This window comes from Scleromatobacter humisilvae (assembly GCF_023231945.1).
Lineage (GTDB): Bacteria > Pseudomonadota > Gammaproteobacteria > Burkholderiales > Burkholderiaceae_C > Scleromatobacter > Scleromatobacter humisilvae.
This window is the reverse complement of record NZ_JAJLJH010000001.1, coordinates 1753750-1769997: the sequence shown is the minus strand read 5'-3', so window position 1 is coordinate 1769997 and position 16248 is coordinate 1753750. Positions and strand designations below refer to the sequence as shown.

The window sequence follows — 16248 nt, the reverse complement described above, 5'->3', positions numbered from 1 at the left end:
GATGTTCCAGATCATCTTGCCGATGGTGCTTCGCTGACGCTCGCCGCCGTTGTTCGTCAACTTCACGGCACGTGTGCACGTGCCGTCCTGAGACCCCGACTCGAAGATCCACAATCGGGTCGTCCTGATGGGCGGGCCGCCTGGAGCGCGAGATGAGGTACACGACCGAAACGGATCAGAAGCGCACCCTGCGCGTCAAGCTGTCTCACCCCGATGTCGGCGACATCGGCGACGGCAAGCTCACCTTCGGCTACAGCTGCTCCGCGACCTTCTCGATCGACGGACTTGCGCCGATCATTCAGCTCAACGAAGCCCAGCTGGCCGAGGGACTGGTTGCTGCAGCGGAGGATGGCACGAACTGGAGCCTGTTCGGCTGCAAGGGCCACGGACGGTCACTCCTCATCGATTTCGTGGCTGAACACGGAATCAATGCAGCGAAGATCCAGAGGTTTGAAGTTCGCTACACGGACGTGTCGGACTGGTTCTTCTCGCAGATGCGCATTGATGACGAGCTGGGCGTGAAGCTCACGTGGAATTCGATGCCCGACAAGCTCGTCGCCGTAGTCTCCCAGTCCGACTTGAACTTCAAGTGCGAGAGCGAGTACATCGCCACGCTCGTGCGGCAGGGTGAAGATCGCAACCTGCACCAACACTTCGAGTTCTTCTTCACAGCGACTCTCGATCGCTTCACGCTGCTGGAGGTCAGGGACCTCGCTCGCCGGTTCTCTCAGCTGCTATCTCTGCTGCTCGTACACCCGTGCTCGATCGTATCGATCGATGTGTCTCCCGACTGCAAGCACAGCGGCCGCCTGTACTACGGTATGTCGAAGTCGCCTCCGCCGTCGGCGCAATCAACCGACGACCCCGACTTGGTCGCTTGGCGCACGTTCTTCACGAGCAAGAACGACGTCGATGGCAGTTGGGACACTGTGGTCAAGAAGTTCTTCCAGTCGAAGCACCGAGATGTTGTCTGGGCACGCCTGGCTGGCATGCTGACCTTCGAGGGCTTCTGGGAGTACCGCATCCTCGGGTACGTCACTTTGTTGGACGGCTATGTGTCGAAGGACTTCAAGGCGGGCCCGCCCGTTCAACCCACGGACAGGCTCAAGGAACTTGAGACCGCCCTGGCTGCGGTGAAGCGCAAGCTCACGAAAGCGCAGGCGGCAGCGGTTATGAGTGCGGCCGCGCAGATTTTCGCGTCAACGGGTACGTTCGCGAGCAAGTTCGACGCCCTCATGGCGTCGCTCGACCAAGACGTTGTCAAGGTTATCAGCTTCACCAGCGCAGACTTCAAACGCATTAAGAAGCTGCGCGATCAGGTCGCGCACGCGCTTGCGATCTCGTACAAGAGCTCGGATCTGACACCGATGCTGGCGATTATGAATCGTCTGACCCTGCTGCTGACGTACCTGTTCTTCCTTGAGGTCGGTCTGGACAAGGACGTCTTCTTCCGGTGCCTAGACCGGCCGCGCAACCAGCTGCGGATGGTCTCGAACATCGACGAGGTTCACCTTCATCGAATTCTCAGGCCGGACACGTTTTTCAGGGTGACGGCCAAGCAGCTGGATGTGATCAAGAAGCGGAACCGTAGGCTCTTCACCCCGTGCTTTGTCCAGGACAGGCGAGGGAGACTTTCGTATTCGCTGAGTTACTCAAAGCGTCTGCAGGAGACGATTACCGCCAAGATCGGCGGTCACCCCTACGAGCGCCTTGGCCTTCCCAAAGAGGCCGTGAGCTACGTCGGCGAAGCGTACTTTGAAGACGCAACACAAACGGAGTCGGTTCACTCGGCCGTGATCATCGACTACTCGCTGTTGCCGGCCTGAGCCGCAGCAGCGCGCTTACCGCCGCCACGCGCCACTCGTGGCTTGAAGGCTGCTCCCCGCGGGTTGCGCGCGACGACTACGCAAACGACTCATCGTTTTGGGTAGTGCTCGTGCTGCTTTTTTGCAGCACAAGAGCCTGGTTAGATGTATCCTTGAGTTACCGATGCGACCAGGTCGTCCCAGCTGCTGAGCGGCGAGTGCGACGGCGCCTAGAGAGTCAAGAAACCTGACCGGTGCACGCAGCGGACAAAAAAATAAAACTCCAAAAAGATTCCTGGAAATCTGCGAGTCCGGAGGCAAAGAGATGAGGGAGGCAATGAATCAATACCGCGCCTTAGGCTGCGGCATGATGCTATCGCGTCTGCCTTGCGCGAGATTCGTGAGAGTTGAAGGGCGCTGCATAGGCGCGACTCGATTGATCTCATCCGAACCTTAGTCGGAGACCGCGCACGCGTCGTATCGAGAAGACGCGCGGTCAAGCTCGCGCTTCGCAACGTGCCGCATTTCCGTCGCTGTGTGAATCCGCATCAACTTGCGGATGGCGCCGGCGTTCTCTGTTTCGATTGAATTGAATATGAACGATATTCCAGTACAACAAGCCAAGCCCGAGAGGATCAGATTCCTGCGGGCCCGAGACCGAAACTACCGCTTCGCGAAATGGACGCAAGGCGTAATGGTCAGCATATCGATCGCGCTGCCCGTATTCGGCGCAATTGAAGGGCCGACGCATCCGACCGTGAAGGCGTTCGTTGCGTTGGCGGCGATCATCCTTCTGCTCCTGGACACCGGCTGGATCGAGCGGGTGCAGAAGGACCGCATCAAGCGCGGCGCGAAGCTGCAGGAGCTGTTCGACACGGAAGTGTTCAGCTTGCAATGGAACCGCTTCGTCGCGGGCAAGCCTGTCGATCTGGAGGAATTGCGGCGATTGTCCGCGAAGCCGCTCGACCCCGAGCGTGAGTCCCACTTCCTTGCTTGGTATGACGCCAGCGTCGCCAAGTTGCCGCTTTATCTGGGCCGGATGGTCTGTCAGCGGACGAACTTGCGGTACGACTCGCGAGTGCGCCGTACCTACGGCAGCTGGGTGTTGGGCGCCACCGTCGTGTTCGCAATTGCGATGCTGGCTATCAGCGTGCCGATCGGTTTGCAATTGAACGATCTGCTGTTAAACGTGGCGGTGCCGTTCATGCCGTTGCTGACATGGGCACTCAAGGAGCACCGAGCGCAGACCAACAGCGCAACGTCCATCGACAACCTCTTCGCTGAATGGGACACGTTGTGGGACAGAGCACTTCGCGGGGGCAGCATCGCGGAGATGGAGGCCGGGTCGCGCAACCTGCAGGACGCGATCTACCAGTACCGAGAGCGCAACCCGCTCGTCTTCGATTGGGTGTACTACCGAATGCGCGACGCCAGCGAGGACGAAGCGCATCACGCGGCCGAAGAACTTGTCGCAACAGCCATGAAGTCGCTCGAAGGGAGGGCGCAGCAATGAAACTCATCGAACAATTTAAGACCTTCCTCGACGAGGAGGTCAACCTGAACCAGACGCGCGTCGACCAGCTTGACAGCAGCGTCGAGGCCGTTCAGCGGGCGATCAAGGCCTCGTCCTGGGGCGCGAAGATTGTCGAATTCCGGGGCCACGGCTCCTGGGCTCACGGCACCATCATCAAGCCGGTGTCCGGCGATGAGTTCGACGCGGACTTGCTCGCCATCGTTGAGCCAGTCACCGGATGGACGGCCGCCGAGTACATCGACAACCTGTACAACGCCCTCAAAGAGAACAGCACCTACAAGGACAAGGTGCGTCGCTACTCCTACTGCGTGACCATCGAGTACGCCAAGGAACGTCGCATCGACATCGCGCCCTGCGTGCTTGGTCGCCAGGTGAATGGCATCTACGAGGTGTGCAATCGCACCACCGACACGTTCAAGCAGACCGAGCCGATTCGCTACACGGACTGGGTCAAAAGCAAGAACGGCGTTGCCGGCGGCAACGACATGAAGAAGGTGACGCGCCTGCTGAAGCATCTGCGCGCCATCAAGACCAACTTCACCTGCCCGTCGTTCCTGTTGACGACCCTGATAGGCCTGCGCATCAGCGACAGCGACAAGGATTCGAAGGATTTTGTCGACACACCGACCTGCCTGAAGACGATCATCGGCCGCCTCGACGACTGGCTGCAAGCTAACGCCAGCCTGCCCACCGTTCGCAACCCGGTTCTGGCACCCGAGGTTCAGAGCGAAGTGTGGGACGACACGAAGTACGCGAACTTCCGCGACAAGATCAACGTGTACCGCGGGTGGATTGACGACGCCTACGACGAGCAGGACAAGGAAGAGTCGATCGCGAAGTGGCGCCGCGTGTTCGGTGACGCGTTCGCGGCCAGCGAGACCAAGGCAGCCGCGCGTGTCAGCGAGTCGATCACCAAGCGCGCTGCGGTCGCGGTGTACGGCCAGTTCAAGGATCTGGTCGACATGGTCAAGGCGCGCGGCAAGGACGTCATCCCGAGCTCGCTCGTACGCCTGCCCCACGTGCGCCGGCCGACCTGGCGCGCGGCGCCGCAGCAGCAGCAGCACACCGTGAGGGTGTCCGCGGACCTGCTCACGTCGCGCAACGGCGCTTTCCTGCGAAACATCGCGTCGGGCGAACCGCTGCCGAACCACCGCGGCATCCGCTTCAAGGCGACGAACGCGGTCGGGGTGCCGTTCGGCGACGACTACAAGCTTCAATGGCGCGTAGCCAACACCGACACGGAGGCCCTGGATGCCGGCCAGCTGCGCGGCGAGTTCAACGAGGGCAAGACGGCCGAGAGCCACAACGAGTCGCTTGGCTTCCGCGGCGTCCACTTCGTTCAGGCGTTTCTGGTGAAGAAGTCGGACCGGAAGATCTACGGCGTGTCCGAACCCTTCTACGTGGTCGTGGAGTGACGGGCGGGCGGGGTGCGGGCAGCGCCCGCCACCAAGCAACTTTGGAGTCAAAAGCCGCGCCAGGATGACGCGTGCCACGCAAAGTGAAGCAGTACACGTCATTTCTGCCGTGGATTTCGCGGACGCGTCGGTAGGCTGGAGTTTCGAGTGCGATGGCCACACCCCGATCCGAGCAACCTGGCCGCGCAGTACACGATCTCCGACGACCGCCAGCGGCCGTACTAAGAACACCGCATGGCAACTGATCCCGGCGCGTCAAAAGGGCCGAGAAATCGAGCGCTTGGCGCAGGGCAGGCCACGGCGCCGGCCGCTAGGCTTGGGGGATGAGCGCACTCACAGAGTGAACAACTGGAGATCCTCGCACGTGCCGGCAGCGGCATCCCGCTCTGGGGCGGGAGCCTTGCGCTCATGCGTCTTCGGGCCCACCACGGATGAGGCTCGGCGTCGGAGCCGTGACCGTGGCTCTTGATAGGCGGCGCCAACTTTCTGGTCTGCTCCGTTGCTTCGCCTGCCCAGTTGCGGCTCACCTCGGAGTGTTGGAAACAGCCTCTGGAGAAGCGAAATCTATGTCGATGCCTACCAGGTCGAGAACGAGACCATCAGCCCAAGCGACCATGTTGCTGCCGACCCCTTCACCGGATCTCTGCAGGTCACGTATCCATCGACGGGTGGCATCCTGGTAGCTGGCTGCTTGGCCTGTGCGAAGCGCGTCCATTACACGTGCGTCGACATAGAGGCGTGACCATTGAAGGTCCATGGACTCACTCGCGGGCCGAACAAATGATGGTGGTCGGCCTCCTGCTATCTGTTCGAACCGGACACCAGGGAAGCCCGGCAAAAAGGTGCTTCGGATTCGTCGCTGCGACAGCCTTCCATCCAGCCGGTCTCCCACCGCGCCAAGCGCAGTGAAGGCGCTTCGATAGTAGTGCCTGACTACCCTATCGTGGATGTCATCTGGGATGCGACCGCCCCGACGCGAAGGGTCAGCAAAATGAACTGCGGTGTCGTCGGCTGCTGCATCAGTCTGAAAAGCGGTGAGAACAGAATACGACCGGGTAGGAAGCCACCCGCCGTTCGCTGCGATGTGCGTCGCGCCGGCATCACACTGAATCAGGCCCTCTCGCAGCTCTGTCTTGACCGAGCTTTGCGCGAGGCTTGCCTTCGATTCAACTAGCCAGTATTCCGGACCCAGCCAACCAGCGAAGTCAGGATGCTTGACCGACTTCGAGGGGACCGGAATGCCAAGTAAGCCGCACAGGACGCCGAAGTCCAAGACGATGGGAACGTGCAGGTGATCTTGTATGAAGATCGAACACAGACCCTGTCCGTACTCACCCACTCGACTGCTGCGAGAGAAGTCCCTCACGCCGAGATCTGACTGGACGTGCTGCGCGACGAGACGCAAGTTACTGGAGCCTGCAGTTGCCCGCGAAAGCCACTGTACGCTGGCGAAGGACTGCATGGAGAGTGTGGCCTTCGTTCCAAGCGATGGAGTCGGGTTCGCGTAGATCGTCTTCGCGATGGCGCCGGCAATACGCAAGGAGCCGGCATTCAAGGCGCCGTCGATGCTACCGGGCCCCAGAACGGAGCCGTCTCTAGACCGCACACCTGTCGAAGCGTGCTCGATGATCGGAAGGCTGGCCCGTTTGAGAAGCATGAATACGCGCTTGATCGTTTGCGTTCTGAGTGATCGATTCGCCTCGACGGCCCGCCGGCGGAAGAGGGTGGCCTTGAATCCAACCGCTGCAGCGCGCAGCATAATACCCCACCGCCTATTCGCCTTCGGACGCGCGCCAATCGCCTTCACGCCAAGTCTTTGGTGGCTTCCCTCCTACTAGATAACGGAAATGGAGCCTCGAACCCGACATGGGCCAAAGAAAGTTTTCGTTATCGAAGTGCACGGAATCCCACTTGCGGATGCTACCGTCGCAGATGTCGCGCTCAGATGGGCCTGTAGGGCATCCGGGTGCAGTTCGGTCGTCCCACCGAGAGGGCGGTCTGCCTTCCCTGTGGAGGATCTTGATTTGGCGTTCCATGTTCCGCCCACTCACGAGGGGCTGTACGACCAGGTGGTCAGTCGGTTTCGGATGCTGCTTCGCCGAGGGGTGATCACCGGCATCTCCGACGTTCGGCTGAACCTCTGGCTCAAGAACTTCATCTCGAGCGAGGACCAGTATCTGGCGGCGCGTGTGCTCGACAACCTGTCCTATCGCTCACAGGCGATGGTCACAAGCGCCATCCAGCATGTCAACGAATGCGTGTTGCCTTGCGAGCTTCGCCGGCGGGGCATCGGCAACTTCGCCGACGTCGATGGACTCGTCGAGTCCCTCCGGTCGGGTGACGCGACACATCCCGTTCGATTCGTCGCCGTCGATGGCAGTCATGAGCAGGTGCCCGGCAAGAGCGGCTCGGTCGTCATCCGGCAGTTCCAGCGTGACGGCGTCAGCAAGGCCCTGACGTGCAAGCCGGAGAACCTCGGTGCGCTGCCCGCGACCGTGAAGTGCTTGGTCTTCGTCGACGACATGCTCGGAACCGGAAAGCAGTTTTCCGGATTCGCTGAGCACTACAAGCTCGACACGTACGCCGGCACGCAAGCGGTCATCTACTGCCCCCTGGTCGCGCACCAGAAGGGTTTGGACAAGTTGACTGCCAAGTTCCCTTGGCTGACCCTGCTGCCGGTCGAGGTCTTCGGTGCTGCCCACCAGTTCTATCGCGGCGCGGCGAAGAACGAGCGGCAGTGGGCGATAGACGATGAGAACCTGGTTGATGACGTCCGGGAGTTCGTGAAAGCGCTCTGCACCAAGCGGAACATCCCCGCCACCACCCAGCACTCGCTGAACTTGCTGCTCGGGTTCGAGCATGCGACACCGAACAACTCGCTTCCACTGCTGTACGCTGAATCCCCGCAGTGGAACTTCCTTCTGAAGCGCCAAACATGATTGCCGCATCCGAACCGTTCCTGAAGGTCCGCGCGGACGACTTCGCGCCTGAGTCCGTCTACAGCGAATTCATCGTCCCGCCGTTCAAGAACTGGATCAACGTGCTGTTCCATCCGCGCAGCGTGCGGATTATGGGTGGCCGCGGGTGCGGCAAGACGATGTTCGTCCGCTACTTCGGGCACCAATCGTGGCTCAGTCGGGAGCGAGCTGACCTGCCCGACGAAGACGCGAGGCACATCGGGCTCTACTTCCGGCCCGATACCGAATTCTGTGGGCTGCTGTCTGCGAAGTGGTTGGGCGAGCAGGAGGCCAAGCTGGCATTCTCGCACTACGTCGCCCTGAACCTTCTTGCTGACGCATGTTCTGCCGTTGAATCGATTGGCAGGGCGAATTTCGCCGATGGCCAGCTCGTCATGGGCGACCCCGCCATTGATCGCGCGCTCGCCAGCCTGCTTGACCTGGCAGACCCGTGCCTGAGCTCCTTGCGAGACGTCATCGAGCTGCGACAGGTCGAGCTGGAGAGCTGGGTGCGCAACCCCAAGCGAGAGCCGCAGCCGAAGTTCATCTCGTTCGCATTCGTGCTGCCTCGCCTCGCCAGCGATCTGGAGCGCGTGAGTCCGCGACTGAAGGGCCTGGCCTTCAAGGCGTTCATCGACGAGTTCGAGAACCTGGCGCCGGCGCACCGCGAGATCATCTGCGACGCCATCAAGCACCGGCGCCCCCAGCTGGTCGTGCACATCGCGCACAAGAAGGAGGCCGTCAACGACTTCAAGACCAGCAGCGACGAGCGGGTCGTCGAAGTCCACGACCTCAACACCTTCGACCTCGAAGACGAGTTCTCTGACCTCAACGTGTTTGGCCTGGTGGCAGCGGAGCTGATGTTGCTTCGTCTGCACCAGGCGGGACGCTCGTTCGACTGCGCCGTGTTCGATCCGCAGAAGCTCCACGACGTCAGGGATCTTGCCTACCGTGCGCCGCCCAGCTACCGGGAGCAGGTGCTGAGGTGCGCGAGGACGATCTTGCCGACGCCCACGGCAGCGGAGATTGCGGTGGGCGTCATGTCCGATGACCCGCTTCGGCGTCGCTTGGTGGACATGATCGACAAGGGGCTGACGCTGCACAAGGCCCGAGCGCGGTACAAAGCTGCCGACCTCGTCAAGGACGACACTCCCGCGAACGCGCAGGCCAGCATCGTGCTGGGTGCGCTGATGAACCGGAAGACGCAGGACGTCGACGAGCTCGTCAAGGAGTTCAACAACGCCACTGGCGGCAACCACAGAGGGCCAGACCCGTTCTTCAAGGTGGGCGGGTGGGTCGACAACAACCTGTGGGGTTGTCTCTTTCACCTGTACGCGGGACTGCCGCGACGCAGCAACCTCAACTATGCGGGCTTCGATCGCTTCTGCGCCTTGGCTGACCCGAACCTGCGGTTCTTCCAGGCGCTCTGCCATGCCACGCTGCGCTTGGCTGGCCAGGACGTCGCGGGCCAGGGGGGGTCGCGTCAGCAGCCTATCGACATCGAGGTGCAAGCAGATGCGGCGAAGGTCGTGTCTGAGGACGTCTTCGCCGACGTGTTCCAGCTGGGGAGCAACGGCGCGCACCTGCTCGAGCTCGCCGGTCGGCTCGGCAAGCTCTTCCAGGCCTACAACCGGCGCGCCAGCCAGAGCGAGCCCGAGATCAACCACTTCTCGATCAAGGCGTCCGATCGCGAGAAGCTGTCACCGGAAGCAGAGGCGTTGCTTCGCCAGGCGAAGATCTGGTCGGTGCTCTACGAGGAGCAGGACACCAAGAACAAGTCGAACTACGACATCGCGGCCACCGACCTGATCCTCAACCCGATCTACGCGCCGCACTTCCGGATCAGCTATCGCAAGAGACGCAAGGTCACGCTGCAGGCTGGACACGTGGAGGTGATCCTTCGGCAGTCCCCGGCGCAGTTCGAGATGGTGCTCAAGGAGCTCGTCGATCCGGGCGATCTGGCGCCCGACACCAGCGAACTGTTCTGATCGCCATGAAGTTCACGAGACAAGACGTGGTGTCGGAAGCCGAGGCGAGAGGGCTCGGTCCGTTCGACTTGGCGTTCTACGGTCGGGCCGACCTCGACGACCGCAGCAAGCATTCGAGCGCGCTGTGCGCGGCAATCTCCGGACGCCAGCTGCAGGTCCGCTACGACCCTGAAGCGTTTGAGCTGACCGTTGACGGCAAGGTCTATGGCGTCCAGGATCTCGAGGACATCCCGCGAGACCTTCGTGCCGAGTCCATCGTGTTGGACGCGACGACGCTCGAGTTTCCGGAAATCCTCTACATCCTGCACGCGTACCACACGCTGCGGCCGGAAAGCCGGCCCGAATGCGGCTTCATGTACGTGGAGCCAGCGTCCTACACCCCCAAGGAAGATGCTGCGGCCGCCGTCCACGGGAACGCGTTCGACCTCACGTCGAACTTCCGGCCCCGCAGGCCGCTGCCGCTCTACGCGATGATGCTGAGTGCGCGGAACAAGGCCCACTTGGTCGGCTTCCTCGGCTTTGAGGGCAACCGCGTCAAGCACGTCCTCGAGGACGAAGACGGGATCTTCTACCAGAAGGTCACGATCGTCTTCGGCGTTCCGCCGTTTCAGCCGACCTGGGATCTTCATTCGCTGCTGGCCAACGCGAGGCTTCTCGAGCCGGACAACACCGATGTCATGTTCTGTGGCGCCAACAACCCGCGTTCCGCTTACCGGCTGCTGCAGGACATCCACGACGGCGCGGTGGTTAGCGGCCTGGATCGGCTGGCTGTAGCACCCTTCGGAACCAAGCCGATGGCGCTCGGGACGGCGCTCTACTGTCTGGACAACTCGAAAATCCGACCCCTATATGACTTTCCTGAGCGCAAGCCGGGGCGCACGCAGGGCGTGCATCGCAGGCACTGGTACGCAATCGACTGGCGGTCATAGCTGTGTCGCGCCGGCCGACCTCAACCCGGGATGGGCATCTGCAGCAGGGTACTGACGGTGAGGTGCTTGGCGCAGGCGCCGGTCGCGGCCGCTTGACGCCACCTGGCGCCGGCCTCGCTCGTCATCCACCGCGCGACCCGTTGCCGGTGCGAGCGAGGAACCTGGATGCGGTAGACGGCTTCGGTGTAGTGCCGACGACCCGCAGCAACGACAGCGTGCCTCTCCAGGCAACGCGTGCCCACGCGTGCAATCAGGATGTCGCCGGGCTGAGCGAAATTGAAACCATGGTCGGCGGCGTTGTCGAAGCGCACTTCGGAGTGCGCGCGGGGCAGGTCGGACGTGTGGAAGCTGCTGATCTGCAGACCGTCGAACTGGGCCCTCGTGCGGCTGCCGCGAACGATCTCTGCGCCAAGGTCGGCTAGCGACGATGTGCGCGAGGACTCGTTGAGCGCGCGGTTCATCTCGGTGAACTCGTGGAAGGCGAAGTCCAGCCGCTCGATCGCCGCCGCCGGCGTCACGGTGGCGCTCGACTCGACCTCCAGGGAGCCCGGCGCCAGTCGGCCGACCGTCACGCCGCGGCATGCGGTGCTTCCGAAGCGGGCGATGAGCAGGTACGACTGCACTTGCGCCTTCCAGCCGAACATGCGTACGGGCAACTCGTAGCACTCGACCTCTGAGGCCGTCTGGATCAGGTTCGATCGGAAGGCACGCAGACGCGCGTCCTCGGTAATGGATGACGCGACAACGAAGGCTGCTTCGCCGCCGGGCTTAAGCCGGGCGAGGGACTCGAGCGCGAAGTAGAGGTCGAGGGGGACCCAGTGCGCCGACAGCTCGAGGCCCGGACACAGGCTCGTGATCCGGTCGCGACAGGCGCTTTCAAGCGCATGCAGACCGAACGGTGGGTTGCCGGCCGTCCGGTCGAAGCGTTGGTCGCCCAGCAGCTGCGAAAGGGACGCGGGCGACAGGACGTCACCCATCTCGATGCGCAGTCGGTCGCGCTTCGGCGCGAGCGCGGCGAGGCTCGAATCGATCTCGACGCCCAGGTAGCTGGACGCGCCTCGAATGTCCATGCAGGCTTCAGCGATTCGCCCGGTGCCGACGCCGAGCTCAAGCCACGAGCCGTTGGTGCCCGTCAGGTGTCCCGCCAAGCACTGCGCGAGCTCGGCCGGCGTGAGCACCTGGCCTCGAAGCTTGCGCGGCGACTTCGTCAGGCGGTATCGCATGTTGAGCTCTGGGCGGTGTTGAAGTTCGGGCGGATGGTCTGTAGCATATGCCAATATGCCAAGAATAGCAACGGAGCAATCAGCCGAAACGATCAAGGCCCGGCGAGCGCTCGAGGCCTATCTTCGAGAGCCCGGGCGTAGCCAAGTCGCGCTCTCCCGTGATTCGAGTATTGCGCAACCAACGATCTCGAAATTTCTGAGTGGCCGCATCAAGTCGCTCACGCCAGACGTCCGTGCGGTTATGAAAGTTGCCAATATCGGCATAAAAGGAAGGGGCGCGACGCTTAGCGCCGACGCTCGCATCCAGCGCGCACTGGGCGAGGCCTGGGATGGAACCGAGGCCGGCACACAGTTGCTGGCGCGCGCCATCGAAGCCCTTGGTGGCGTGCTGAGGGACGCCACCGCGCACAAGCGCGGCGGAACTCGCGCTTAGAACGACGTGGACCGGGCGGGGCCGCGCGGTGCGACCGCGCGCAAGTTGTAGGGGCGCGCGATTCCTGCGCGGAAGTCCGCGGTTCCGCCGTAGCTCGGATGGCGCACGCATTCAACGGGCGTTCCGAACCGCGCCGCGTACTTGGCGCGTTCTGGCCGATCGCGCTGATGCGCTCGACTCGCAGCATCCGCACCAGCTCGCCACCATTCGCGTCGCATTCTTGCCTCCGTGGTCTCCGTCTGCTTCCTAGGTGCCGGCTGAGGAGGTGGAGAACTGTCAGCGAGGGTGCTCGAGAGCCGTGAATCCGCCTCGAACAGGCTAACAGTCAGAATGGGCGCGAGCGCGATCTCATCCGAAGTCAGAGATTCAATGCGGGCAGTCCGGAACTCTTCCGGCGACCGAGGCGCAAGACGGCGACTACTTCTGCTTTCTCTTCGCGGGCCCAGCCGTTGACCTGCCATCGGCGTCCGTGGACGACAAATCCACTTGCAGGTAGGCCTCCAGCGCGAATCGCAGGATGTCCGAACGTGTCGGGATCGTCCCGAGCTTCTCCCGAAGCTCGATTCGCTTCTCGTCGATGGCTTTCTCCAGGTCATCACTGACGCGGACGTTGAGTTGAGTGCGTGTCATAGGCGTTGAGTCGCATTGTAGCGGTTGCTCGTCATATCGCTAGACAACTTGACAAGCGTCACGCATGCGATATACTAAGCATGTCTAGCAATACGCAGATATAGCGAGGTAGCCGATTGCAGCCCGAACTCCTGACCACCGAAGAACTGTCCGCCCGCATCAAGTACGACGCGCGCACGATCCGCGAACGCTTGAAGGACAGCGTTCTCCTCGAAGGCATCCACTACATCCGACCGTTCGGCGGCCGCAAGATCCTCTATGATCCCGGCGTGGCGCTGAGCTTGGGGACGACCCCGGGCATCTTGAGGATAGAGCCGTTGGACGTCGGCGCCTCGACAATCATCTCGCGTGACAGGTATTGCGGATCCCTGAAAATGTCTTCGACCGAGTAGACCCGGCCCGCAGGCACGTTGGCTTGCTCCAGAATCCCGAGCACTTCATCCAGAGGCTTGGCCAGGGTCCAGGCCCCTATCGCTGCATCGAGCTCCTCTGCGCGAGCGACTCGGCCATCGTTGTGCTGTAGTCCGGGATCCGTCTCCAGATCGTGTCGCCCGATCACCGCCATCAGCCGCTTGAAGATGCTGTCGCCATTGCCCGCTACCAGGGCGTACCCGCCGTCCGCGCAGCGATAGGCGTTGGTCGGCGCAATCCCAGGTAGCGCGCTCCCAGCGCGCTCGCGTACGACACCGAAGGCGTCGTATTCCGGAACCAGGCTCTCCATCAGGTTGAAGACACTCTCATACAGGGCGACATCGACGACCTGGCCAACACCGCCGTGCGCGTCGCGGTGGTACAGCGCGGTGAGCGTTCCGATGACGCCGTGCAACGCCGCGAGGCTATCGCCCAGCGAGACGCCGACGCGCACTGGCACCCGGCCAGGCTCGCCGGTCAGGTGTCGCAGACCCCCCATCGCCTCGCCGAGGGCGCCGAAGCCAGGCATGTGGCTGTAGGGTCCGGTCTGGCCGAAGCCGGAGATGCGAAGCATGATCAGCCTCGGATTCAATTCGTGTAGCCGTTCCCAGCCGAGTCCCCAGCGCTCGAGCGTTCCTGGCCTGAAGTTTTCAATGAGGACATCGGCCTCGGCGGCAAGGGCGCGCACGGTGTCCTGGCCCTCGGTGCTGCGAAGGTCCAGCTCGACCGAGCGCTTGTTGCGTGATTGCACTTCCCACCACAAGGAGGTGCCATTTCGCAGCAGCCGCCATCTGCGCAGCGGATCGCCTGAACCCGGCGGTTCGACCTTGATGACGTCGGCCCCGAAATCCGCCAAGGTCTTGCCGGCGAACGGCCCTGCGATAAGTTGCCCCAGTTCCAGGACCTTGATACCCTTTAACGCTTCCATGCTCTTCGCTCCTGACGCTCGGTGAGTGCACTTGTCAGCGCCCATCGTTCGCACGACTCGCGCCGAGCACCAATTTGGTTGGCTGCGTTCTCACTGTAGGAACCAAAATGCCAAAGCGGAATTGCTCAGCCGGCATTGCCTCTTCGCATATTGCGAAAGGCAAGACCGGGACGGGCCAACCCTAGAATTGCGTATGCCTGGCCCGATCAATCCGGCACGAATCGACTTCGTGACCTTGCGCCTCTTCTGTGCGGTCGTTCAGACCGGCAGCATCACAAAGGGTGCGCAGGAATGCCATCTCGCGGTTTCAGCCGCAAGTCGTCGGCTCAGTGATTTCGAGGCCGCCACGGGCACAAAGCTCCTGGAGCGAAGTTCCCAAGGGATTGCGCCGACGCCGGCTGGCAACGTCGCGATGCAGCATGCGATGCGCCTGTTCCACGGATTCGAGCAACTGGGCAGTGAGCTCGAAGACTATTCGCGAGGCGTGCGTGGCCACGTTCGGCTGTGGGCGAACATGTCTGCGCTCACTGAGTTCTTGCCCACGGCCCTGTCGACCTTCCTTACCAGGAATCCTGACATTCGCGTCGAGGTTGAGGAACAACTGAGCGGCGATATCGTTCGCGCGGTGGTTGACGGTCTCGCGGACATTGGCGTGTTCGCCGAGAACACGCCAACCAGTGGCTTGACCGTCACTCCGTTCCAGACCGACGAACTCGTCGTGTTGTGTCCGGCCAAGCATCCCCTTGCTCGTCGCAAACGGGTGGACTTTCGAGCTTGCCTGGCTCACGACTTTGTCGGCCTCAATCGTGGAAGCTCGTTGCTGGAACTGACGTCGCGCGCCTCCGAGCAAGTTGGGCTGCCAATGCGCCTGCGTGTGCAGGTACGCAGCTTCGACGCCATGTGCCACATGGTTGCAGCCAATCTCGGCATCGGTATCGCGCCCCTCGCCGCTTGCCGGTCTCAAATTGGCGAACTCAACCTGAAAGTCGTTCGGTTGAACGATGCATGGGCGGTTCGCCGGCTGCTGCTCGCCTCCAAGCCTGCGGCTGAACTGGCGCCGGCGGCCGCGCTGCTTCTGGACCATCTGAGGTCGGCCTATCCCAAGGAACCAGATTGGCCACCCGCAGAGAAACCTCGCGAGTCGGCCTAGCGTTCTCTTGCACGTCCAGGTGCGGGTGCAGGCACCTCATCCTCAGCGACCTCGGAGCGGATCGCTTTCGTGCGTCGCAGTTCGCTGACTTCCTTTCGTATCTTTGGCAGGCGCGCTTGCTCACGCAATAGCGCCCGAAGTGCGAAGCTGGATACGTAGTCTGCCAACGTGCGGGCGTCGAAAGTCGTCTTCAACCCCGTCTGGGGAATCGCTGTCTGGACCATGCCACGAATCGTATATGCCGCGGTTGGTGGATCGTGCGGCAGGAAGTCCTCGCTCTCGATGCCGTCGGCAATGATGGACTCGAGATCGTCCATCCACACTGTGACGCGTTGGTAGACATCCCTGAATTGCTCGGTGCGAAACGCGGGATCGAAGAGCACGCTCATCTCGTAGGGGGCCGTCTTCAGTCGAACAACAGACTCATACATCAAGTGATAGAGCCTGGCTGGTGCAGAGTGCCCCTGATCTCGTCGAAGGAAATCGCTCTCTCGCAACGACTGATGCAGACCGATGTCGGCCAATGCCCGAAGTATGTCGGCCTTGTCCTTGAAGTGGTAGTACAGCGATGGACCGCGGATGCCAACGGTATCCGCGAGCTCTGCCATGGTGGTGCCCTCATAGCCTCTTTGCGCGAACAGCTCTGATGCCACCCGCAAGATGGTTTCTCGTGGGCTGATGTCAGAACTGCTGCCTCGTGCTCGAGGTCTGCCGGGAGTCGCACGCGCGCGATTCGCGCTCGTGCGAGTCGCCACGTTGCTGTCATCTCGAGTCATTTCCGTTCCTCCATTGACTCACCTACGCCATCCGATCAACGACGTTGCAGAAGGTCGCGGGCCGGTGCA

Annotated in this window: 12 protein-coding genes; 8 read left to right on the top strand and 4 right to left on the bottom strand. The window is 62.1% G+C overall.

What is annotated here, in order from left to right; genetic code table 11:
• Positions 1-152 precede the first annotated feature (152 nt).
• The 3 genes from LPC04_RS08345 to LPC04_RS08335 all read left to right on the top strand — a co-directional run bounded on the left by LPC04_RS08345 (position 153) and on the right by LPC04_RS08335 (position 4754).
• Entirely contained in the window at positions 153-1826 is a 1674-nt protein-coding gene (locus tag LPC04_RS08345) for a HEPN domain-containing protein (RefSeq protein WP_275681716.1), read from the top strand.
• Between the two features lie 574 nt (positions 1827-2400).
• Positions 2401-3318 carry an S-4TM family putative pore-forming effector gene (locus LPC04_RS08340; RefSeq protein WP_275681715.1) on the top strand — a complete coding sequence of 306 codons (918 nt, stop codon included), beginning with the start codon at positions 2401-2403 and terminating at the stop codon, positions 3316-3318.
• A complete protein-coding gene (locus LPC04_RS08335; protein ID WP_275681714.1) occupies positions 3315-4754 on the top strand; it encodes an SMODS domain-containing nucleotidyltransferase in 1440 nt (479 codons plus the stop codon). The genes LPC04_RS08340 and LPC04_RS08335 overlap by 4 nt, the downstream gene beginning before the upstream one ends.
• Positions 4755-5277: 523 nt before the next feature.
• On the opposite strand, the gene LPC04_RS08330 is transcribed toward LPC04_RS08335, so the two are convergent.
• Positions 5278-6561, bottom strand: a complete 1284-nt coding sequence (locus tag LPC04_RS08330; protein ID WP_275681713.1) for a hypothetical protein — start codon at positions 6559-6561, stop codon at positions 5278-5280.
• A gap of 217 nt (positions 6562-6778) precedes the next feature.
• On the opposite strand from LPC04_RS08330, the gene LPC04_RS08325 reads away from it, so the two are divergent.
• Genes LPC04_RS08325 through LPC04_RS08315 form a run of 3 tightly spaced genes read left to right on the top strand, consistent with a single transcriptional unit; the run spans position 6779 to position 10628 of the window.
• Positions 6779-7693, top strand: coding sequence for a phosphoribosyltransferase-like protein (locus LPC04_RS08325; RefSeq protein WP_275681712.1), 915 nt, complete (start codon positions 6779-6781; stop codon positions 7691-7693).
• Positions 7690-9699, top strand: a complete 2010-nt coding sequence (locus LPC04_RS08320; protein WP_275681711.1) for an ORC-CDC6 family AAA ATPase — start codon at positions 7690-7692, stop codon at positions 9697-9699. The genes LPC04_RS08325 and LPC04_RS08320 overlap by 4 nt, the downstream gene beginning before the upstream one ends.
• Before the next feature lie 5 nt (positions 9700-9704).
• A complete protein-coding gene (locus tag LPC04_RS08315; protein WP_275681710.1) occupies positions 9705-10628 on the top strand; it encodes a hypothetical protein in 924 nt (307 codons plus the stop codon).
• A gap of 20 nt (positions 10629-10648) precedes the next feature.
• Here the strand turns inward: LPC04_RS08315 and LPC04_RS08310 are convergent, their stop codons facing one another.
• Complete coding sequence (locus tag LPC04_RS08310) at positions 10649-11851, bottom strand: hypothetical protein (protein WP_275681709.1); 1203 nt, start codon at positions 11849-11851, stop codon at positions 10649-10651.
• 55 nt (positions 11852-11906) lie between these two features.
• Here LPC04_RS08310 and LPC04_RS08305 point away from each other — a divergent pair, with 55 nt between their 5' ends.
• Positions 11907-12284: a hypothetical protein gene (locus LPC04_RS08305; protein WP_275681708.1), complete on the top strand. Its 378-nt coding sequence runs from the start codon at positions 11907-11909 to the stop codon at positions 12282-12284.
• An 886-nt stretch (positions 12285-13170) separates the two neighbouring features.
• Here LPC04_RS08305 and LPC04_RS08300 read toward each other — a convergent pair.
• Positions 13171-14253: a CaiB/BaiF CoA transferase family protein gene (locus tag LPC04_RS08300; RefSeq protein WP_275681707.1), complete on the bottom strand. Its 1083-nt coding sequence runs from the start codon at positions 14251-14253 to the stop codon at positions 13171-13173.
• 193 nt (positions 14254-14446) lie between these two features.
• On the opposite strand from LPC04_RS08300, the gene LPC04_RS08295 reads away from it, so the two are divergent.
• Positions 14447-15403 (top strand): LysR family transcriptional regulator, encoded by a 957-nt coding sequence (locus tag LPC04_RS08295; RefSeq protein ID WP_275681706.1) that lies wholly within the window; start codon positions 14447-14449, stop codon positions 15401-15403.
• On the opposite strand, the gene LPC04_RS08290 is transcribed toward LPC04_RS08295, so the two are convergent.
• Complete coding sequence (locus LPC04_RS08290; RefSeq protein ID WP_275681705.1) at positions 15400-16179, bottom strand: TetR/AcrR family transcriptional regulator; 780 nt, start codon at positions 16177-16179, stop codon at positions 15400-15402. The two genes, LPC04_RS08295 and LPC04_RS08290, sit on opposite strands and share 4 nt — an antisense overlap.
• Between the last annotated feature and the right edge of the window lie 69 nt (positions 16180-16248).